General features: G+C 55.3%; 17 protein-coding genes. 3 read left to right on the top strand and 14 right to left on the bottom strand.

Annotation, left to right across the window (positions count from 1 at the left end; translation table 11 throughout):
• Positions 1-222 precede the first annotated feature (222 nt).
• The 8 genes from polA to GC56T3_RS04145 form a co-directional block, all read right to left on the bottom strand.
• A complete protein-coding gene (polA, locus tag GC56T3_RS04185; protein ID WP_041468233.1) occupies positions 223-2,859 on the bottom strand; it encodes a DNA polymerase I in 2,637 nt (878 codons plus the stop codon).
• A 153-nt stretch (positions 2,860-3,012) separates the two neighbouring features.
• Positions 3,013-4,761 (bottom strand): two-component system histidine kinase PnpS, encoded by a 1,749-nt coding sequence (gene pnpS, locus GC56T3_RS04180; protein WP_013144517.1) that lies wholly within the window; start codon positions 4,759-4,761, stop codon positions 3,013-3,015.
• Positions 4,754-5,461 carry a response regulator transcription factor gene (locus GC56T3_RS04175; RefSeq protein ID WP_011232206.1) on the bottom strand — a complete coding sequence of 236 codons (708 nt, stop codon included), beginning with the start codon at positions 5,459-5,461 and terminating at the stop codon, positions 4,754-4,756. Before GC56T3_RS04175 ends, pnpS begins: the two co-directional genes overlap by 8 nt.
• A 208-nt stretch (positions 5,462-5,669) precedes the next feature.
• On the bottom strand, positions 5,670-6,137 hold the full coding sequence (locus GC56T3_RS04165) for a MaoC/PaaZ C-terminal domain-containing protein (protein ID WP_011232207.1): 468 nt from the start codon (positions 6,135-6,137) through the stop codon (positions 5,670-5,672).
• A gap of 84 nt (positions 6,138-6,221) precedes the next feature.
• Complete coding sequence (gene mdh, locus GC56T3_RS04160; RefSeq protein WP_013144516.1) at positions 6,222-7,160, bottom strand: malate dehydrogenase; 939 nt, start codon at positions 7,158-7,160, stop codon at positions 6,222-6,224.
• A gap of 26 nt (positions 7,161-7,186) precedes the next feature.
• Positions 7,187-8,458, bottom strand: a complete 1,272-nt coding sequence (icd, locus tag GC56T3_RS04155; protein WP_011232209.1) for an NADP-dependent isocitrate dehydrogenase — start codon at positions 8,456-8,458, stop codon at positions 7,187-7,189.
• A 72-nt stretch (positions 8,459-8,530) separates the two neighbouring features.
• On the bottom strand, positions 8,531-9,649 hold the full coding sequence (gene citZ / locus GC56T3_RS04150; protein ID WP_011232210.1) for a citrate synthase: 1,119 nt from the start codon (positions 9,647-9,649) through the stop codon (positions 8,531-8,533).
• 293 nt (positions 9,650-9,942) lie between these two features.
• On the bottom strand, positions 9,943-10,398 hold the full coding sequence (locus GC56T3_RS04145) for a DUF441 domain-containing protein (protein WP_013144515.1): 456 nt from the start codon (positions 10,396-10,398) through the stop codon (positions 9,943-9,945).
• A 93-nt stretch (positions 10,399-10,491) separates the two neighbouring features.
• Between GC56T3_RS04145 and ytvI the strand changes: the two genes are divergently transcribed.
• Positions 10,492-11,610, top strand: a complete 1,119-nt coding sequence (gene ytvI, locus GC56T3_RS04140; protein ID WP_013144514.1) for a sporulation integral membrane protein YtvI — start codon at positions 10,492-10,494, stop codon at positions 11,608-11,610.
• 143 nt (positions 11,611-11,753) lie between these two features.
• Here ytvI and pyk read toward each other — a convergent pair whose 3' ends face one another.
• The 6 genes from pyk to dnaE all read right to left on the bottom strand — a co-directional run bounded on the left by pyk (position 11,754) and on the right by dnaE (position 20,583).
• The gene (pyk, locus tag GC56T3_RS04135; RefSeq protein WP_013144513.1) at positions 11,754-13,517 is read right to left on the bottom strand and encodes a pyruvate kinase; all 1,764 of its coding nucleotides are present in this window, start codon (positions 13,515-13,517) and stop codon (positions 11,754-11,756) included.
• 27 nt (positions 13,518-13,544) lie between these two features.
• On the bottom strand, positions 13,545-14,504 hold the full coding sequence (gene pfkA / locus GC56T3_RS04130) for a 6-phosphofructokinase (protein WP_011232214.1): 960 nt from the start codon (positions 14,502-14,504) through the stop codon (positions 13,545-13,547).
• 180 nt (positions 14,505-14,684) lie between these two features.
• Complete coding sequence (gene accA / locus GC56T3_RS04125; RefSeq protein ID WP_011232215.1) at positions 14,685-15,662, bottom strand: acetyl-CoA carboxylase carboxyl transferase subunit alpha; 978 nt, start codon at positions 15,660-15,662, stop codon at positions 14,685-14,687.
• Positions 15,647-16,519, bottom strand: a complete 873-nt coding sequence (gene accD / locus GC56T3_RS04120) for an acetyl-CoA carboxylase, carboxyltransferase subunit beta (protein ID WP_013144512.1) — start codon at positions 16,517-16,519, stop codon at positions 15,647-15,649. The genes accA and accD overlap by 16 nt, the downstream gene beginning before the upstream one ends.
• 39 nt (positions 16,520-16,558) lie before the next feature.
• Positions 16,559-17,242, bottom strand: coding sequence for a FadR/GntR family transcriptional regulator (locus tag GC56T3_RS04115; protein WP_013144511.1), 684 nt, complete (start codon positions 17,240-17,242; stop codon positions 16,559-16,561).
• Between the two features lie 59 nt (positions 17,243-17,301).
• Positions 17,302-20,583, bottom strand: coding sequence for a DNA polymerase III subunit alpha (gene dnaE, locus GC56T3_RS04110; protein ID WP_041468226.1), 3,282 nt, complete (start codon positions 20,581-20,583; stop codon positions 17,302-17,304).
• A 115-nt stretch (positions 20,584-20,698) separates the two neighbouring features.
• On the opposite strand from dnaE, the gene GC56T3_RS04105 reads away from it, so the two are divergent.
• A complete protein-coding gene (locus GC56T3_RS04105) occupies positions 20,699-21,040 on the top strand; it encodes a YtrH family sporulation protein (protein ID WP_011232219.1) in 342 nt (113 codons plus the stop codon).
• On the top strand, positions 21,037-21,540 hold the full coding sequence (gene ytrI, locus GC56T3_RS04100; protein ID WP_013144509.1) for a sporulation membrane protein YtrI: 504 nt from the start codon (positions 21,037-21,039) through the stop codon (positions 21,538-21,540). The genes GC56T3_RS04105 and ytrI overlap by 4 nt, the downstream gene beginning before the upstream one ends.
• Positions 21,541-21,610: the final 70 nt, after the last annotated feature.

Genomic DNA, 21,610 nt, shown 5'->3' with positions numbered 1-21,610 from the left:
TCGCTCCCATTCATCGACCCGCAGCCGAGAATCGTCGCACCGAAAGATTCTGCCTAAAAGGCCGGTGAGAAACGCTGATTTTCACAAAATCGGTCATGTTGGTTGAGAAGGACGGCTCGATGTTCAAGGCTTCCCAACTGGAGGAGAGTCGTTGTGAAACTGCTTTTTCATTCCATCACAGGCCTTCTTAGGGATGCCGGCGCTCCACACCAAGACTTCTCTTTATTTCGCGTCATACCACGTCGAGCCATAATGGTAATCGACTTTGAGCGGCACGCGAAGTGTGACCGCTTGCTCCATCACTTCCGGAACGAGCCGGCACAGCCGCTCCATCTCTTCTTTCGGCGCCTCCAAAATGAGCTCGTCATGCACCTGCAGCAAAAGGCGCGCTTGCAGCCGCTCTTCCTTCAGTCTGGCGTTCAGATCGATCATCGCCTTTTTAATAATGTCAGCGGCGCTCCCTTGAATCGGCGTGTTCATCGCCATCCGTTCAGCAAAACTGCGGACGTTGAAGTTGCGGCTCGTGATATCCGGCAAATAGCGGCGCCGATGCAGCAGCGTCGTCACATACCCTTTCTGTTTTGCTTCTTGCACAATGTTTTCCATATACCGCTTCACGCCAGGGAAGCTTTCGAAGTAGCGCTCGATGAATTCAGCCGCCTCTTTGCGCGAAATATTTAAGTTTTGCGCCAAGCCGTAATCACTGATCCCGTAAACGATCCCAAAGTTGACCGCCTTCGCCTGACGGCGCATGTTGGGCGTCACTTCGTCCTCGCTCACTTGGAAAATGTCCATCGCTGTTTTCGTATGGATATCCAAATCGCGGCGGAACGCTTCCATTAAATTGTCATCTTCCGCAATATGGGCGAGGACGCGCAACTCAATTTGTGAGTAGTCGGCGGCGAAAATGAGCCAATCAGACTCCGACGGCACGAACGCTTGGCGGATTTTCCGTCCTTCCTCAAGCCGAATCGGAATGTTTTGCAAGTTCGGCTCCGTCGAGCTGAGCCGTCCGGTTTGCGTCAACGCCTGATTGAAAATCGTATGCACCTTCTTTGTATCGGGTCGCACGACTTTCAGCAATCCTTCAATATACGTCGACTGCAACTTGCCAAGCTGGCGGTAATGCAAAATGTTTTCCACGATCTCGTGATAAGGCGCAAGTTTTTCAAGCACATCCGCCGAAGTGGAGTAGCCGGTTTTCGTTTTTTTCAAGACGGGCAGCTGCAGTTTTTCAAATAAAATGACGCCGAGCTGTTTCGGTGAATTGATGTTGAATTCTTGGCCGGCGAGCTCATAAATGCGCTGCTCGACCGTGCGCAGCTGCTCGGCGAGCTCTTCGCCCATCTGTTCGAGCCGCTTCGTATCCACTTTCACTCCGGCAAATTCCATTTCCGCCAAAATCGAAGACAACGGCTGCTCGAGCTCGACGAGCAACCGATCTTGTTCGTTGCGGCGCAGCTCATCCAAAAACGGCCGTTCGAGCGCCCAAATCGCCGCCGCCTTGCGGACGAGATGCTCGGCGAGCACTGGCTCATCCGGCACGGCCCGCTTCGCCCCTTTGCCATACACCGCTTCATCCGGGCGCACCGCTTCGTATTGCTTCATTTTTGCTGCGGCAGCTACATCATCAACACCTTGCGCCGGATCAAGCAAATAGGCGGCCAGCAATAAATCAAAGGAAACGCCGCATAGCTCAATTCCTTTCCATTTCAAGGCGACTGCCGCGCGCTTTGAGTCAAACATGCTTTTTTTCTTCGTTTCATCACCAAGCCAGGCGACAAACTGCGGATCGGCAAGCGCCGTCTCCGGGCGCAGGAAAAACCGTCCATGTTCGTTGACCACAGCGATGCCGACGATCGGCGCATCATGATAATTTTCCTCGACCACTTCAACGACAAGCGCCGCCTTGTCGGCAAGCATCTCCTCCGTCACGCGGTCAGCAAGCGTAAATGCCATCTTGGCAAGCGGTTTTTCCTCTTCTGATGACGGCGATTCCATTTTCTCTAAAAACGATTGAAACCCAAGCTCTTTAAATAAAGCGACCACTTTCTCCCGGTCTTCCCCTTGATAGGCGATGTCATCAAGCGAGAGCTCGACCGGGGCGTCGCGGCGAATGGCGGCGAGCTTTTTGCTTAACAGCGCCATCTCCCGGTGTTGGCGCAGCGTTTCTTTCAACTTTTCGCCTTTGATCTCGTCAATGGAGGCAAGCACGTTTTCGACCGTGCCGAATTGCCTGAGCAGCTTGACCGCCGTCTTTTCCCCGATGCCCGGCACTCCGGGGATGTTGTCCGATTTGTCGCCCATCAATCCTTTCAAATCAACGATTTGTTCCGGAGTTAAGCCGTATTTTTCGCGGACCGTCTCCGGCGTGTATGGTTCGATATCGGTAATCCCTTTTTTCGTAATGTCCACCGTCACATGGGGGGAGGCGAGCTGGGTCAGATCGCGGTCGCCGGAAATGACTTTCACCTCAAACCCTTCCTGCTCAGCGCGGGCGGCAAGCGTTCCGATAATATCGTCCGCTTCGTAGTTCTCGAGTTCATAGGCGGGGATGCGATACGCCCTCAGCAGCTCGCGCAACAGCGGAAACTGCTCCGACAGCTCCGGTGGCGTCTGCTGGCGCCCACCTTTATACTCTTGAAACGCTTCATGCCGGAACGTCGTTTTCCCGGCGTCAAACGCGACAAGCATATGAGTTGGCTCTTCTTCCGCCAAAATTTTATTCAACATCATCGTAAACCCGTAGACGGCGTTCGTATGGATGCCTTTGTCGTTATGCAAAAGCGGCAAGGCAAAAAAGGCGCGGTACGCCACGCTGCTGCCGTCGATTAAAACAAGCTTTTTTTTCAATCTCATCCCTCCTCGGATGCTTCCTTGTCCTATTGTACCATGCCTGCGGCTTGCCTTGAACGCTCTCCCACCATGATGGGAGGCGCCGATTCATCCCCTGCTTACGCTCACGCTGAAAAATGGGAGGCTTCTCGGTTGGAGATGATCAAAAGAAGCCGGCTACCGCCCCGGCTTTGGAAAATGGATCGTGAACACGGTGCCGCGCCCCACTTTGCTCGCTACGGTAATATATCCATGGTGAGCCTCAACCAAATGTTTCACAATCGCCAGGCCCAACCCCGTTCCGCCGGAATCGCGGCTGCGCGCCTTGTCGACGCGGTAAAAACGCTCAAAAATGCGCGGGATTTCCTTTTCCTCAATGCCGATTCCGGTGTCTTTCACATGGATCAGCACTTCTTTCTCCCTCTCTTCCGCCTCGACAGCAACCCGTCCGTGCTCCGGCGTATACGTGATGGCGTTGGCGAGCAAGTTCAGCAAAATTTGCTTCATCCGATTTCTGTCACCGCGGATGACAAGCCCGGATGGCGATTCGATATGCAAATCAATTTGTTTTTCCGCCGCTTTTTGGCGAAACACAGCAGCCGCTTCGGCGATGACTTGAGCGATATCCACGTCTTCGAGTTGCAGCTGAAATCCGTGCTGCTCGATTTTCGACAAGTCCAACAGTTCCTCAACGAGCGTTTGCAGCCGTTCACTTTCTTTTAAGATGATGGTCAAAAAATGTTCGAGCGCCGCTTCATCCTTCATGGCGCCATCCAATAGCGTTTCGGCGAATCCTTTGATGGACGTCACCGGCGTTTTCAATTCGTGCGAAACGTTGGCGACAAAGTCTTTGCGGATTTGCTCAAGACGCTTCAGCTCCGTAATGTCGTGAAACACGACGACAATCCCTTTCCATTCGGCGTTCGTGCCAATGATGGGAGCCCCGTATACATCGAAATGTTTCCGCTCGATCCCAATCGTCAGCCGCATATGCCGGCGCATCGTCGTTTCGGTGATGAAAATATCATCGATAAACCGGACGATGTCGCCATGCGGCAGCACATCGGCGTACGGACGGTGCAAACAATCCGACGGATCGAGATGAAACTGAGTCTGGAACGCCCGATTGATGAGAGAAATATGTCCGCGGTGGTCAATAAACAACAGGCCGCTGCCGACGTTTTCAATGAGCGTGTGAAGCCGATCGGTCTGAATTTCCCGCGCCCTGCTCATCTCCTGCAAATGGCGGGCCAGCCGGTTGATCGAGCGCACAAGCATCCCGGCCTCGTTATATTCACCATCGGGCACACGGGCGGCGTAATTGCCTTTTTCCAGCTCAAACGCCACTTTCGTCGCTTCTTCAATCGGCTTCATATATTGATTGGCGATTTTCCAGACGAGGGCGATGATGACAACGAGCGCCATCCCGAGGCTGCTCGTGAGCACGCCCCAAATTTGCTCGTTTACTTTTTGGAGTGAGCTCGTCGGTGTGCTTAAAACGACGTACCCGCTCCGTTCACCGCGCTCGTACGGGACGATGTAGTAATAGACGTCGTTTGTTTTTTCAATCACGGAAAAACGGGGAAACTGCTTTTTGCGCAAAATCGCGCGGACGATGCGCTCATGGTCTTTGTCGCTGATCCCTGCGACGCGACCGCTGTCAAACCGCACCCGTTCTTCTTTATCGAGCACGGTGATGCGGGACGACAGCTCATTTCCCATTTCCTGCAAATCGGCGCGGATTTGCTCGAGCGGTTCATTTTCAAGCAAAATCGCAAGCGCTTGGGCCTCTTTTTCCATCCGTTTGTTCATCGTCTCGGCGTAAAAATCTTTCAGCAATTGCCCGAGCAAAAGCCCGAGGGCGATCAACACCGTGGCGATGAGCGTCACGAGCCAAAACAAAAGGCGGGTGCGGAAGCTATTCATGCCGCTTCGGTTCCTCCAATTTATAGCCAAGGCCGCGCACCGTTTTAATGTACATCGGTTTTTTCGTATCGGTTTCGATCTTCTCGCGCAAGTGGCTGATATGGACGTCGACAATGCGTGTATCGCCGGCAAACTCGTAGTTCCACACGGCGCTGAGCAGCTGGTCGCGCGTCAACACCCGCCCTTTATGGCGAGCCAAATAAAGGAGCAACTCAAACTCTTTCGGCGTCAGCTCAAGCGGCTTGCCGCCGATCGTTGCTTCATAGCGTTCCGGAAAAATTTCCAGCTCGCCAACAACAAGCCGCTCGCTCGATTCAGCCGCCGGCTGAACGATCTCCGTGCGGCGCAAAATCGCCTTGACGCGTGCAATGACTTCGCGCGGGCTGAACGGCTTTGTCATATAGTCGTCGGCGCCAAGCTCAAGACCAAGCACTTTGTCAAATTCATCATCGCGAGCCGTCAACATTAAAATCGGCGTCATGATTTGCTGCTGGCGAAGCCGCTTGCACACATCAACGCCGTCAAGCTTCGGCAACATCAAGTCCAAAATAATGAGCGCCGGCTGCTCGGACGCTACTTTCACGAGCGCCTCTTCGCCATCGTGAGCGGTCACGACGTGAAATCCGGCTTTCTCCAAATTGTACGACAACAGAGTCACAATCGGCTGTTCGTCATCGACAACTAAAATTTTTCGTCCCATGCCGCTCCTCCATCCCGTCCAATGGTTTCTGCCTTTATGATACCACAATTGACGCCATGATTCGGACAAAAAAGAAAAAAAGGGCGGTTTTCCTGCGGACAGGTTGCCCGCGGAAAACTGCCTCTCGCGTTTGGTTGGCTTCCTTTGGCGGAAAGCGGCATAAAACTCCCCCTTTGTTTCGAAGTGGGGGACTGCTTTCAACATGAGGTCAAAAGTTCTCGAGCACCCGCCCGTCTAGGCGCGGCAACGTATGCGGCGGGCAGACAGACAGCGTTCCGTCAAGCACCGTTTCCGCACCGCGCGTCGCCATGACGGACAACGTCACGCAATGGCCCGCCTCATCGACATCGGCGACTTCGAGCAAAAATTCGAGCGTTTCATAATGATAAACTGGGCGGAGAAAGCGAAGATCCTGCCGCGTAATGTAGCTGCCCGGGCCTGGCAAATATTTGGAGACCGCGGAAGTGATCATCCCCGTCAACATGACCGGCGGCACGACCGGTTTTCCAAACGGCGTCTGTGAAGCATAATCATGCTGGATATAGAGCGGATTGGCATCATCCGTCAGCCCAAGATAAAGAAGCAAGTCTTTGTCTTCGATGGCGGCTTGGAACACGAGCTTTTCCCCCGCTTGAATTTCCCCGATCCGTCTCCCGAGCTTTCGTTTTTTCAACATGTTCCCACCCCTTCGTTGTCTAGAAAGCGCTTTCATTGACTGTGGGCAAAAATCCGGGGCAATGCCCGAATTTTTGCCTCGCCGCTATTCCAGCATGCGCATGACATTTTTAACGGATTCGACGGATTTGGCGAGCGCCGCTTTTTCCTCTTCGGTCAGCTCGAGCTCGATCACTTTCTCGATGCCGTTGCCGCCGAGGATCGTCGGCACGCCCAAATAAATGCCTTCATAGCCGTATTCGCCTTCAAGGTAGGCGATCGCCGGCAAAATGCGGCGCTGGTCTTTCAAAATCGCTTCGACCATTTCGACAAGCGAGGCGGCCGGTGCGTAGTAGGCGCTGCCGTTGCCGAGCAGGTTGACGATTTCACCGCCGCCTTTGCGCGTCCGCTCAACGATGGCGTCCAAACGATCTTTCGGAATGAGTTTTTCGAGCGGAATGCCGCCGGCGTACGAGTAGCGGACGAGCGGCACCATGTCATCGCCATGGCCGCCTAAAACAAACCCAGTGACATCTTTTACCGAAATGTTCAGCTCCTCGGCGACGAACGTGCGGAAGCGCGCCGTATCCAAGACGCCCGACTGGCCGATGACGCGGTTTTTCGGAAACCCGGACTCTTGAAACACCGTGTATGTCATTGCATCGACCGGGTTCGTCAAGACGATGATGTAGCAGTTCGGCGAGTATTTGACGACTTCCTTCGTCACCTGCTTCATAATTTTTTGGTTCGTCGTCACCAAATCGTCGCGGCTCATGCCCGGCTTGCGGGCGATGCCTGCTGTGATGACGACGATGTCGGAATCGGCTGTGTGAGCGTAATCCGATGTGCCGATGATATTCGCGTCAAAGCCGAGCACCGGGCTTGCCTCGAGCATATCGAGCGCCTTCCCTTTCGTTGGGTTCTCAAGCTGCGGAATATCGACCAACACGACGTCGCCGAGCTCTTTTTGCGCCAAAAGGAACGCCGTCGTCGCCCCCGTGAATCCGGCGCCGATCACCGAGATTTTTTTCCGTTTCATCGCCATCGTTTGCCATCCCTTTCCTTCAAAGGTTAGTCCATATTGCGGATGAGCGCATCAGCAAATTCGGAGCATTTCACTTCCGTCGCCCCTTCCATCAGGCGGGCGAAGTCATACGTGACGATTTTCGCAGCGATCGTTTTCTCCATCGCTTTGATGATCAATTTCGCTGCTTCGTTCCAACCAAGATGCTCAAACATCATGACGCCCGAGAGAATGACGGACGACGGGTTGACTTTGTCAAGCCCTGCGTATTTCGGCGCCGTGCCGTGCGTCGCTTCGAAAATCGCGTGGCCGGTTTCGTAGTTGATGTTTGCCCCCGGCGCGATGCCGATGCCGCCGACTTGAGCGGCCAGCGCGTCGGAAATGTAGTCGCCGTTTAAGTTCATCGTCGCGATGACGTCAAATTCGCGCGGACGCGTCAAAATTTGTTGCAGGAAGATGTCGGCGATGACATCTTTGATAATGATTTTGCCGGACGCTTCCGCATCAGCAAGCGCTTTGTTCGCCGCTTCCTTGCCTTCCGTTTCAACGATTCGGTCGTATTGCGCCCACGTGAACACTTTGTCGGCGAATTCTTCCTCCGCCAGTTCATAACCCCAGTTTTTAAACGCGCCTTCGGTGAATTTCATAATATTCCCTTTATGAACGAGCGTCACCGACTTGCGGCCGTGTTCGATCGCGTAGTTGATCGCCGCGCGCACAAGCCGTTTCGTCCCTTGTTCGGAAATCGGTTTAATGCCGATGCCGGACGTTTCCGGGAAGCGGATTTTGCGCACGCCCATTTCGTTTTGCAAAAAGTCGATGACTTTTTTCACTTCCGGCGTGCCTTTGGCATATTCAATGCCAGCGTAGATGTCTTCCGTGTTTTCCCGGAAAATGACCATATCGGTGTCTTCCGGGCGTTTCACCGGCGACGGAACGCCTGGGAAGTAGCGAACCGGGCGCAAGCAGACAAACAGGTCGAGCTCTTGACGGAGCGCGACGTTCAGCGAGCGGATGCCGCCGCCGACCGGCGTCGTCAACGGCCCTTTAATGGCGATTATGTATTCGCGGATCGTCTCAAGCGTTTCATCCGGAAGCCAGCTGCCCGTCAGCTTGTACGCTTTTTCACCAGCGAGCACTTCCTTCCAGACGATTTTTTTCTCACCTTTGTACGCTTTTTCCACCGCTGCTTCGAGCACGCGCGAAGCGGCCGCCCAAATGTCCGGGCCGGTTCCATCCCCCTCGATGAACGGAATGATCGGGTTGTTCGGAACGTTGAGCACACCATTTTGGACTGTAATTTTTTCTCCTTGCGTCACGAGCAAAACCCCCAATGCAGTTTTTTTATAAAAAGGCGTGAAGGCGCGCCTTCACCGCCTTGTCCACTTGTTTTAGCCGCGCTCGTCGATCGGCACGTACGCCCGCTTGCCTGGGCCGGTGTACTCAGCGCGCGGACGGATGAGACGGTTGTTGTCGTATTGTTCCAAGATGTGAGCCAACCATCCCGAGGTGCGGCTGACGGCAAAAATCGGCGTAAACAAATCATGATCGATTCCTAAACAATGGTAAACCGAGGCGGAATAAAAGTCAACGTTCGGCGGCAGCGCTTTTTCCGATGTGACGATTTCTTCAATCTTCGTCGACATTTCATACCAATGCGGCTCGCCGACGAGCTTCGTCAGTTTTTCCGACATTTTTTTCAAATGTTTGGCGCGCGGGTCGCCTTTTCGGTAAACGCGATGGCCAAAGCCCATAATTTTTTCTTTGTTGGCGAGCTTTCTGCGGATGTATGGCTCGACGTTGTCGACCGTGCCGATTTCCGTCAACATTTTCATCACCGCTTCGTTCGCCCCGCCGTGAAGCGGTCCTTTCAAGGCTCCGATCGCCGCCGTGATGCCGGAATAAATATCGGACAGCGTTGCTACGCAGACGCGCGCCGTGAACGTCGACGCGTTCAACTCGTGGTCGGCATGCAGCACGAGCGCCTTGTTGAACGCTTCCGTGGCGATGTCGTCTGGTTCTTTGCCGGTCAGCATGTACAAGAAATTGGCGGCAAAGCTCAAATCTTTGCGCGGCGCAACCGGTTCCAACCCTTTGCGCACGCGGGCGAAGGCGGTGACAATCGTCGGGATTTTCGCCTGCAGGCGAATGGCTTTCCGATAATTCGCCTCTTTCGTCATCACATCCGCCTCTTCGTCATACAAGCCGAGAAGCGATACCGCGGTGCGCAAAGCCGCCATCGGATGCACCTTGTCAATCGGATACAGCTTGAAGTGTTCAATGATTTCATTTGGAATTTCAGCGTTTTCCGCCAACTGTTTCTTTAATTCCTCAAGCTGCTCTTTCGTCGGCAGTTCGCGATGCCAAAGCAAATAAACGACTTCTTCGAAGGAAGCGTTTTCGGCTAAATCGTCAATGTCATAACCGACATACGTCAACGTGTCATCGATGATCGAACTGATGCTTGAAGTTGTGGCCACAACTCCCTCTAACCCACGGGTTACTGTCATGTTCAATCTCCCCTTCTCTTCATAAGTTCCAGCCATAACGACCGATGGCCGATGAGCGCTTGCTCGAAATGGAGGCAAAAACAAACGCGCGCGCGAAAGTGCTTACATGAAGCCGGCGACAACCGCCCCGTCGCAACAGCTGCACAATGCTTGGCCGAAAACTCACTCACGTTTATTATTATAAACAATTATCAGACTTTTGTCAGCTGTCACACGTCAAAAGAAATGATGATCAGGAATAAAACGGAAATCCATTCATCTCAAAACGGAGGATCCCACACGCCGCCTGATGATCAAAAATATTCTACCATTTTGATGACCGTATAGGCAATGCCAGCGCCGATCAATGGACCAACCGCCACCCCATGAAACAGCGAAACCGCGAGGATGGTGCCGAATGCAAGCGCGGCGGTCATATGCGGGTCATTGGCAAGGAGCGTTACTCCATTTTTGGCGATCAAGGCGACAAAAATGCCAGATGCGAGCGCCACCCAGGCCGACAACGACTGCAGAGAGCCGACAAGCTGCCGAAAGCCGATCTCCCCAGAAGCGATGGGAGCGAGCACGGCGATCGTAATGACCGTCACTCCCCAGTTGATCCCTTTGGACTGAATGATCGGCAGCACTCTTTGATCCAAGCCGACAAGTTTGATGGCCAACAGCACAACGACGGCGACAATAAGCGACTTGTTTTTCGCAAGAAAGCCGAGCGCAAGCAACAACAATAAAAACAACACCGGTTCGTTCACGGTCGTCCGTCCTTTCCTATGAAACTTGTCTTTTTGCTTCCCCGTAAGAAAACGTGTAATATATCAATATGGAACGTCGTTGGAGGTGAAACATTGTCCCGAGTTTATGTTGATCGCTTTTTGCGCTTTTTTCTTGTCATCGCCGCTGTCGCGCTCGGCGCCATCGCTGCGTACTACATCGCGACGGTGACGTATCCGTTCATCATCGCCTTTTTCATCGCGATGATCATCAACCCGCTCGTCGATGCTTTGGAGCGGAAAGCGAAAATGCCGCGCTGGCTCGCGGTCAGCGTCACGCTCATCATGTTGTTTGCCGCAGTCGCCGGCTTGGTCACGCTTCTTGTTGCCGAAATCGTTTCGGGAACGCAATATTTAGCCCGCGTCGTGCCGGAAAAATTTCAAGCATTGATCACGTACATGGAGACGTTCGTCGCCGACCAAATCATCCCGATTTACAAAGATTTGGCCGGGATGTTTAAAAGTTTAAGCGCCACCCAACAGGATACGATTATGCAAAACATTCAAGCCGTCGGAAAAAAAATTGGGACGACGGTTGGTGAATTTGTCCAGAGCATCCTGCAAAACATTCCGCAGCTTCTCGCCTGGCTGCCGAATGCCGCGACCGTGTTTATTTTTTCGCTGTTGGCGACGTTTTTCATCAGCAAAGACTGGCGGCGTCTCGTGCGCATGGCGCAGCAATGGCTGCCGACGAAAGCCCGCACAAGCGGAAAAACGGTGTTTCTTGATTTAAAGCGGGCGCTGTTTGGCTTTATTAAAGCGCAGGCGACGCTCATTTCGATTACGACGGTCATCGTGTTGATCGGCTTGCTTATTTTGCGCGTCGATTACGCCATTACGATCGCATTGATCATCGGGTTCGTCGATCTTTTGCCATATTTGGGAACGGGGATTGTATTTGTTCCTTGGATCATTTACACCATGGCTAGCGGCGACATTCCGTTTGCCATCGGATTGGGCGTGCTGTATGTCGTCGTCCTCGTCCAACGGCAAATCATGGAGCCGAAAGTGCTTTCTTCAACGATCGGCCTCGATCCGCTCGCCACGCTCATCGCCTTGTTCGTCGGCTTCAAGCTGCTCGGCTTTCTCGGCTTGATTGCCGGCCCCGTCGCGCTTGTCATCATCCGCACGCTCCATAGCGCCAATGTTTTTCGTGATCTTTGGCGCTTTATTATCGGCAAGCCGACCACGTAATCGAAGGGAGCTGTCTCAAAAGCTCGACTTTCTATAATAGGAATACAATCTTTCGGTTTCACAAAGATGTTTAATGGGTATACAGGACGATGCGAAAGGGTGTCCCGCTGCTTTTGGGACACCCTGTTTTGCTGCAACGTCCGTTACAACACGCTCGCATGGCCGCGGTAGACGGCGCCAAAGCCGCCATCGACCGTGATCTCTTGCCCATCTTTAAACAAGCTTGTGGCATTTTCCACCCCGACGACGACCGGAATGCCAAGGCTTAAGCCGACGACCGCCGCATGGCTCGTCAACCCGCCTTCCTCAGTAATGATCGCCGCTGCTTTTTCGAGAGCCGGAATCATATCAGCATCGGTGCTGATGGTGACTAAAATGCCGCCCTCTACCATTTTTCGGCACGCCTCTTCCGCCGTTTTGGCGACGACCGCCTTGCCGAATGCCGACTTGCGGCCGATGCCTTGCCCTTTGGCAAGCAAGTCGCTGATGACGTGCACTTTCATTAAGTTCGTCGATCCCGTTTCGCCGACCGGCACGCCGGCCGTGATGACGACCAAGTCGCCGTGCTTCACCAAGCCGGAGCGCACTGCCGCGTCGACCGCCACATCGAGCATTTCATCGGTTGTATTGACATGCGGTGCTTCTTTCGTATACACACCCCAAATGAGCGCCAGCCGCCGCGAGACCGCTTCGTTTGATGTCACCGCGATGATCGGGGCTTTCGGGCGGTATTTCGCCACCATCTGCGGCGTTTTTCCGCTCACCGTCGGCGTCACGATCGCCGCGACATCCAAATTGAGCGCCGTGTGGGCGACCGATTGGCCGATGGCATCGGTGATCGTCGTTCGGCTCTCTTTCGTGCGCTGGGACAAAATGTCGCGATGCTCCAACGCCTGCTCGGTGCGGAGCGCGATTTGGTGCATCGTCCTTACCGCTTCGACCGGATACTGGCCGGCTGCGGTTTCTCCGGAAAGCATGACGGCGTCGGTGCCGTCAAAAATGGCGTTGGCGACATCGCTCGCCTCAGCCCGCGTCGGCCGCGGATTGCGCTGCATCGAGTCGAGCATTTGCGTCGCTGTGATGACCGGCTTGCCAAGCATGTTGCACTTTTTAATGAGCATTTTTTGAATGAGAGGCACTTCCTCAGCCGGAATCTCAACGCCAAGGTCGCCGCGCGCCACCATGAGGCCATCGGCGGCTTCCAAAATTTCATCGATGTTGGCGACGCCTTCTTCATTTTCAATTTTCGCGATAATTTGGATATGTAAGGCGTCATTCGCCTCGAGCAGCTCGCGGATTTCGAGCACATCAGACGCCCGGCGCACAAACGAGGCGGCGATGAAGTCGATGCCTTGGCGGATGCCAAATAAAATATCGGCTCGGTCCTTCTCGGTGATGCCCGGCAAATTGACACGCACGCCGGGGACATTGACCCCTTTTTTGTTTTTGAGCACACCGCTGTTTAAGACGGTCGTGACAATTTCTCCAGCTTGCTTGTCGACCGCGTTGACTTCAAGGCCGATCAACCCGTCGTCCAGCAAAATTTTCGAACCAACGGACACATCATCGATCAGCCCCGGATAGGTGACAGAAATTTTTTCCGGCGTGCCGAGCACTTCGCTCATCGAAATGATGAGCTTTGCCCCTTCCTTCAGTTCGATGGCGCCGTTCTCCATATTGTGCGTGCGGATTTCCGGACCTTTCGTATCGAGCAAAATGGCGACCGTTTGGCCCGTCCGCCTCGCCGCCTCGCGAATGTTGGCGATGCGCCGCCCGTGTTCCTCATGATCTCCGTGCGAAAAGTTGAGGCGCGCCACGTTCATCCCCGCTTCGATCAATTGCACGAGCTTGTCTACGCTCTCGCTTGCCGGCCCGATCGTACAGACGATTTTCGTTTTCCGCTTCATCACTTCTTCTTCCTTTCCCCTCGGGAATTAAATCGACAGCTCTTTCGACAATGTATACATCCGCTGATCGACCGTATGTGTTTTCGCCAACGCTTCGGCAATGTCATGGTCAACGATTTGGTTGTTTTGAATGCCAACGCAGCGGCCGCCTTTGCCTTCAAGGAGCAGCTCGACCGCACGGGCGCCGAGGCGGCTCGCTAACACGCGGTCAAACGCCGTCGGCGATCCGCCGCGCTGCACGTGGCCAAGCACCGTCACGCGCGTCTCAAAGCCGGTCGCCTCTTGAATTTGCCGGCCGAAGTCGACGCCGCTGCCGACTCCCTCGGCGACGATGATGATGCTGTGTTTTTTGCCGCGTTCATGGCCGCGCTTCAAGCGAGCGATGATGTCGTCCATGTCGTAGTCCGCTTCCGGAATCAAAATCGTCTCCGCCCCTCCGGCAAGCCCCGACCATAGCGCAATATCGCCGGCATGGCGGCCCATCACTTCGACGACGTACGTCCGCTCATGCGACGTCGCCGTGTCGCGGATTTTGTCAATGGCGTCAATGACCGTATTGAGCGCGGTGTCAAAACCGATCGTGAAATCGGTGCCTGGAATGTCGTTGTCGATCGTCCCGGGCACGCCGACGCACGGGAAGCCGTGCTCCGTCAATTTTTTCGCCCCTTGATACGACCCGTCGCCGCCGATGACGACCAGCCCTTCAATGCCGTGCTTTTTCAGCTGCTCGATCCCCTTTTTCTGTCCTTCTTCCGTCTTAAACTCCGGGCAGCGCGCGGTATAAAGGATGGTGCCGCCGCGATGGATGATGTCCCCGACGTCCCCGACTTCCAGCTTTTTGATATTGCCGGCGATCAACCCGGCATACCCGTGGTAGATTCCGTACACTTCCACCCCATGGTAAATCGCTTTGCGGACGACAGCGCGAATGGCCGCATTCATGCCCGGCGAGTCGCCGCCGCTTGTCAACACACCAATCCGTTTCATCATTTCCACCTCGTTTGCATCGAATTGCACACGTCCGACCTCATACGTCTTCTTGAACATCCCTAATGTACCATGAACAACAGCGGAACACAATATAGAAGCGATCGCTGAAACGGCTTACAAAAGTGGATTTTTTTCACGATAGAACAAAGCTGTCCCGCGACGGAGACAGCTTTTTCCTTATCTTGCCCGAATCGTTTCCGGCAAAAACGACACTTGGCCCATTTGTTTAAATTTTTCATAGCGTTGCCGGACGAGCTCTTCGCCGTCAAGCGCCAACAGCTGTTTGAGCGAACGGCGCAGCACGCGGTCAATTTCTTTTGCCTGCTCGTCGGCGTTGCGATGAGCGCCGCCTTTGACTTCTGGAATGATTTCATCGATGACGCCGAGCGCCTTTAAGTCATGAGCGGTGATTTTCATCGTTTCCGCCGCCCGCTGCGCCAATGAGGCGTCTTTCCACAAAATCGCCGCCGCCCCTTCCGGCGAGATGACCGAGTACGTCGAGTTTTCCAGCATATGGATATGATTGCCGACGCCAAGGGCAAGCGCCCCGCCGCTTCCGCCCTCTCCGATGACGATGCAGACGACAGGCACCGTGAGCCCAGCCATTTCAAACAAGTTGCGGGCGATCGCCTCGCTTTGCCCGCGCTCTTCGGCCGCTTTGCCCGGGTAGGCGCCTTTCGTGTCGATAAAGCAGATGATCGGCCGCGAAAACTTTTCTGCCTGCTTCATGAGCCGCAACGCCTTCCGGTATCCTTCCGGATGCGGCATGCCAAAGTTGCGGCGCAAGTTTTCTTTCGTATCTTTGCCGCGCTGGTGGCCGATGACCGTCACGGGGAGTCCGTCGTATTTGGCGATGCCGCCGACGATCGCCTCGTCATCGCCAAAGCAGCGGTCGCCGTGGCACTCAAGAAAGTTCGTAAACAACCGCTCGATGTAATCGAGCGTCGTCGGCCGCTGCGGGTGGCGGGCGATTTGCACGCGGTCCCACGGCGTCAAATTCGCATAAATCTCGTTTTCCAGCTTGGCGAGGCGCGCCTCAAGCTTTTCGATTTCCGCCGATAAATCGACATCCGCCGTTTTCATGAACTCTTTCAACTCTTGAATTTTGCGGCGCAGCTCGACAAGCGGCTTTTCGAATTCTAATTCCGCCACCATCCCTCTTCCCCTCCTTTTTGATGAATATCCAAGACGACCGCAAGCGTTTCTTTCAGCTCGTGGCGGTGAATGACGGCATCAAGCTGCCCGTGCTTCAGCAAAAACTCCGCCGTCTGGAAATCGTCCGGCAGCTCTTCGCGCACCGTCTGCTCGATGACGCGGCGGCCGGCAAAACCAATGAGCGCCCCCGGCTCGGCAAAGTTATAATCCCCAAGCGAGGCGAAACTCGCCGATACACCGCCGGTCGTCGGGTGGGTCATGACGGAGATGAACAAGCCGCCGTCGTTGCTGAACCGTTTGAGCGCCGCGCTTGTTTTCGCCATTTGCATGAGGCTCAACACCCCTTCCTGCATGCGGGCGCCGCCGGAAGCGGTGAAAATGAGAAACGGCATCTGCTGTTCGCGCGCCCGTTCGACGGCGCGGGTGATTTTTTCGCCGACGACCGAGCCCATGCTGCCCATGCGAAACGATGAATCCATGACAGCAATGACGAGCGGATGGCCGTCAAGCGCTCCTTCGCCGGTGACGACCGCCTCGTTCAGCCCTGACTTGCGCCGGTCTTCTTCCAGTTTTTCGATGTAGCCCGGAAAGCCGAGCGGATTGACCGAGATCATATCGGCGTCATACTCGCGGAAGCTGCCGTCATCAAGAAGGCTTGCAATCCGTTCACGCGCCGGCATCGGATGATGGTAGCCGCAGCTTAGGCAAACGCGCAAGTTTTTGATCAACTCTTTTGTATACATAATTTTCTTGCATTGCGGACATTTCGTCATCACGCCTTCCGGCACTTCATGCCTCGCTTGTTCTGAAGGCAGCGGTGCATACTTTTTCTTTTTCACAAACAAGTCTTTCCACACGAGGGAGCCCCTCCTTTGCGTTTTCGCCTCTCTACTACTTTATCGAAAATGGACATCATTGTTTGTCAAACGATGTCCGGCCCGTTTCGACAACGGCGAAGGCCGTTGCGCCTCCCAAACGGCGACAGTCTCCGCCGGATCTTGCCTTTCCAAAGCGGCGAGCAGCTGTTCATAACCGGCGTCGGCAAGGGGCGGCTCGGGCGCAAATGAAGCGGCAAACCCCGACAGCACCCGCCAAATGCGGGCGAGCAAAACATTTCCAGCCGCTTCCACCACCGTCTCGAAAAACCGCGCGAAATCAATCGGTTTTTGACGAACGATTTTTTTCAACTCGTCTACGTCCTCCGCGCTCCGGCGCCGACACGCAAGGGCAAGCAACAGGCGCTCGATGAGCCATTTTGTTTCCGCCAAATCGGCCTTCGCCCGTTCGTTTTCCAACAAAAACATCGCCAACAGGTCGATCAGCTGGTGGCTGCCGACCTCACGCATATACCTCCCCTCGCCGCGCCGCGTTTCAATCAAGCCGAGAAATTCAAGCGCCCGCAACGCCTCGCGCACCGATGAACGCCCGACGCCGAGCCGTTCGGCCAGCTCGCGCTCCGACGGCAGCTTGTCGCCAGGGGCTAGGTTGTCTTCCGCCATCATGCGGTGGATGTGTTTCAACGTCTCGGCATACACGTTCTCCTCTTTGATACAATGACCCCTCTCCTTCGCTTCATCCACTGGTCTGACCACCTAATGGTTATACGATATAACAAAATAGCGAAATAGTAAAGGGTGACTTATTTGACAGCGACGCGCCCAGCACCGAATAGAGAGAGCAATTCGTCGACAAGCGGCGCGGTGAAGTCAACCGCATACCGTTCCGGCAGGCGGAGAAGCTTCCGCTTCGCTTCGTCGTATAAATAAACCGGAGTGCTTCCGTGGTGTTGTTCGAGCAGCTGCTTCAACGCCGCAAGCCGCGGTCCGTCCGATAGCGCATGGCCTGCGCTAATATACAGCGCTGACACGAGCAGGCGCTCGGCGCGGCGAATGATGAGCTGGCGCCGTCCGCCGCGCACCTCAATCGTTCCGGCAAGCAATACAAACTGTCCTTCTTTCAATATGTCCGCCGCGCGGCGGTAAACGTTCGGAAACGCCACCGCCTCCAATTCGCCGCTCTCATCGCCGACGGTGAAAAACGCCATTTCTTCACCCTGCTTTGTTCTCGTTTTCCGTATGCGGACGACCGCTCCCCCGACTACAGTTGACGGACCTTGCACATCGGCAACACACACCGCCCCCGCCGCTTGCAGCAACGGGCGGCACACCGCCGCCGGATGCGGGGTGACGGCGAAGCCAAGAAACTCCGCTTCCCGCCGCCGCCGTTCGGACAAAGGCCACGAATGTGCGGCAGCATATTTCGGTTTTAACGACAGCCCTCCGGCTTCGAGCGCCTGAACCCATTGCGCATGTTCGATCGCAATGTCAATGCTGGCAAGAAGCGAAGCCCGATCTGCACCGAACTCGTCAAACGCCCCAACGGAAATGAGCGCCTCGAGAGCCGGACGCCCGAGCCCTTTTGGCAGCAGGCGAGCAGCGAAATCAAAGAAGTCGGCAAACGGTCCGTTCGCTTTCCGCTCCTCGACAATCAGCTTCGCCGCCGAGCCGACTTGCTTCACCATCGCGAGCCCAAGGCGAATGGCGCTCCCCTCCACGGAAGAGCGAAAACCGCTTTTGTTGACCGACGGCAAAAGGACGTTGATCCCTTTTCGCGCCGCCTCCCAATAGTACACCGCCGCTTTTTCTCGGTCGCCGGAAGCATTGGTGAGCATGACCGCATAAAAACAAAGCGGGTAATGAGCTTTCATATACGCCATCGCATACGACAACAGCGCATAGCTGACCGCGTGGCTTCGGTTGAAGCCGTAATCGGCGAAACGGGCGATGTGCTGATACAATTCTTCAGCGATTTCTTTCGGATAGCCGTTCGCCGCGCAGCCGGCGACAAACGCCTGACGCTGCTTGGCAAGCAGCGCTTTTTCTTTTTTCGCCACCGCCCGGCGAAGCACGTCCGCTTGTCCGAGCGAAAAGCCGGCAAGCCGGGCGGCGATTTGCATAATTTGCTCCTGATAGATCAATACCCCGTATGTCGGCGCCAAAATCGGCGCAAGGTCGGGATGGATGTACTCGACCGGCTCCTCGCCGCGCTTGCGCCGGATGTAAACCGGGATCATTTGCATCGGCCCCGGCCGATACAAAGCATTGACGGCGACGACATCTTCAAACTCGGACGGCCGCAGCTCGGCGAGAATGCGCTTCATCCCGCTTGATTCCAGCTGAAAAATGCCGTTTGTATCTCCAGCACCAAGCAGCGCGTACGTTTTTTCATCATTGAGCGGCAGCGTGCGGATGTCAAACGGCTTTCCTGTCTGCCGCTCGATCAAGCGCACGATCTGCTCGATCAACGTGAGCGTGCGCAAGCCGAGAAAATCAATTTTCAGCAATCCAAGCGCTTCAAGCGCCCCCATCGCGTATTGCGTCAGCGGCCATTCGCCATGGCTTGGCTGCAGCGGCACGAAGCGAACGAGCGGCTCCGGGCTGATGATGACACCAGCAGCGTGGATCGACGTATGGCGCGGCAGCCCTTCCAGTTTTTGCGCAACAGCCAGCCACTCTCTCCCTTGCGGAACCGCTGCCACCGCGCGCCGAAAAGCGGCGGACTCGGCATGCCATTGGCGGAGCGTCACACTTTGTTTGCTCGGCAGCAGCGCCGCGACCTGTTCCGCCTCCCGCCCAGGGACGCCAAGCGCTTTGGCCGTCTCGCGCAGCGCCGCTTTGGCGCCGAACGTGCCGAACGTAATGATTTGCGCAACGCGGTCGCGCCCGTATTTATCCGCCACATAGCGAATCACTTCTTCGCGCCGGCCATCAGGAAAATCCAAGTCAATATCCGGCACCGACGCCCGCTCCGGGTTTAAAAACCGTTCAAACAAAAGCCCATACTTGATCGGGTCAACATCGGTGATCGACAGAGCATAGGCGACAAGCGACCCGGCCGCCGAACCGCGGCCCGGGCCGGTTAAGATGCCGCGTCGGCGGGCGTAGGCGAGCACATCGGCGACGATCAAAAAATAGTCGCTGAAATGAAGCGACTGAATCACATCCAGCTCATGCGAAAGCCGACGCCAGTAGCGCTCATCGGCCGACGGCACGCGTCGGGCGAGCCCTTGTTCCGATAAGCGGCGCAAATAACTGTCGGCCGTCTCTCCGTCCGGAACGGGATACGCCGGCAGCCGCCAGCCGCCAAACTCGATCTGCAACTCGCATTGATCGGCGATCGCCAGGCTGTTCTCGAGCGCCTCCGGCAAGTCCGCAAACCGGCGCGCCATCTCCTCTGGCCCCGCCAAATAGCGGCCGTTATCGTCCTCAATGTCAGCGAGCAGCGCGCCGCGGCCGATGGCCTGCAAGCAACGCCACGCCACGGCATCGCTGCGCTCCACGTAACGGACGTCGTTCGTCGCCACGATCGGGACGCCGGTTTCCTCCGCCAGCTGCAACAACCCGGCTTCATATGGGGCTCGCGTTTGCTCGCCGCGCTGAACGGCGACATACAGCCGTCCTGGAAACAGCTGATGATAGCGGCCAAGCGCCTCTTTCGCCCGCTCCCATTCGCCGGCGGCTACAAGCGACTCGACGCGTCCCTCGCTTCCGGGAGTGATGGCGATGATGCCGCCGCTTAAGCGCACAAGAGCGGCTTCCTCCATATGCTTTGTTTCCCCCATTTGCATCATGGTGCTGATTTCAAGCAAATGGCGATACCCCTCTTCATTGGCGGCCAACAGCACGAGCGGGAACGCTTCCTCCCCAGAAAGAGCGACATCAGCCGTCACGCCGATAATCGGGCGAATGCCGTTCTGCTTGCATTCCCGGTAAAACGGAATAGCGCCATACAACACATTCCGGTCCGTGAGCGCGAGCGCTTGATAGCCGAGCTGTTTCGCCCTCGCTGCAAGCGCCTCCACCGCCGCCGCACTTTGAAACAAACTGTATCCGCTCAACACATGCAAGTGAACGAACATCATGACCATCCCTCCCTCATCCGTGCGCTTGACGGGCGAAAACTTTTCTTTCGGCTACATACTCCGTCCACCCTATTGATATACATAGATAAGAGAGAAAGAAAGGGCGGGGAAACGCATGAACGAAAAAGCAGCCTTCTTGCCGGCGTTTATTCAAAGCTATTTTATCGCCGTCGGCGTGCTGCTTGGCGGCGCCATCATCGGCGCGCTCGGCGCGTTTTTGAGCGGCGGCCAGCCGCTGACGGCCATGTACCGATTTGCCGGCGATTTGCGCATTTGGGCGGTCGTCGCCGCCATCGGCGGGACGTTTGACACGTTTTACGTCGTTGAGCGAGGGCTGTTTTTAGGGGAAACGAAAGACATCGTGCGGCAATTTTTGCTCATTTTGTCCGCCATGGGCGGAGCACAGACCGGAGTGGCGATCATCACGTGGCTGACGCAGGAGCACATTTCGCCATGAGAATTCCTCCGTATTACCAATACCCGTCATGGCAGCGCTTTTTTGCCGGCGCGGCGATCGGAGCGCTCATCAGTTGGTTTGTCTTTTTGTATATTTTCGGCGTCTTGCAGGAAAAACAAGTGCGGCACGTCAATGAGCTCAACGAACAGATCGCCGATTTGCAAAACGAAATTCGCATTTGGCAGGAAGACTATATTCATTACAATAAGGAAATGAAAAAAAAGCTGACCGTGCAGGACGTTTCCGTCCATCTCGCCAACGCCGAGCAATATAAACTTGATTCATACACGACGTTTCGCATTGAAGACAGCGTCAAAGAAGATTTGTCCCATTTGATTACGAAAGATATCGAAACGGTGTACAACAGCCGCGAACTGATTGAGCGGGCAATTGAAAACAAAACGTATACGATCCACGAGAAGACATACCGGCTTGAACTTCACACACTCACGATCTTTACCTTGTTGGCCGTCGAAGTGAAACTGACGCCGCTTCCGTAGAGCGCGCCTTGCCGCCCCATTCCGCCGCGGTGGAGTGCCAAACAAGCGCGTCTTGCGGGAAAAGAGGGTG

The sequence above is a fragment of the Geobacillus sp. C56-T3 genome (assembly GCF_000092445.1).
Lineage (GTDB): Bacteria > Bacillota > Bacilli > Bacillales > Anoxybacillaceae > Geobacillus > Geobacillus thermoleovorans.
The sequence above is the reverse complement of the archived record's forward strand: the minus strand, read 5'-3'. Positions and strand labels throughout refer to the sequence as shown.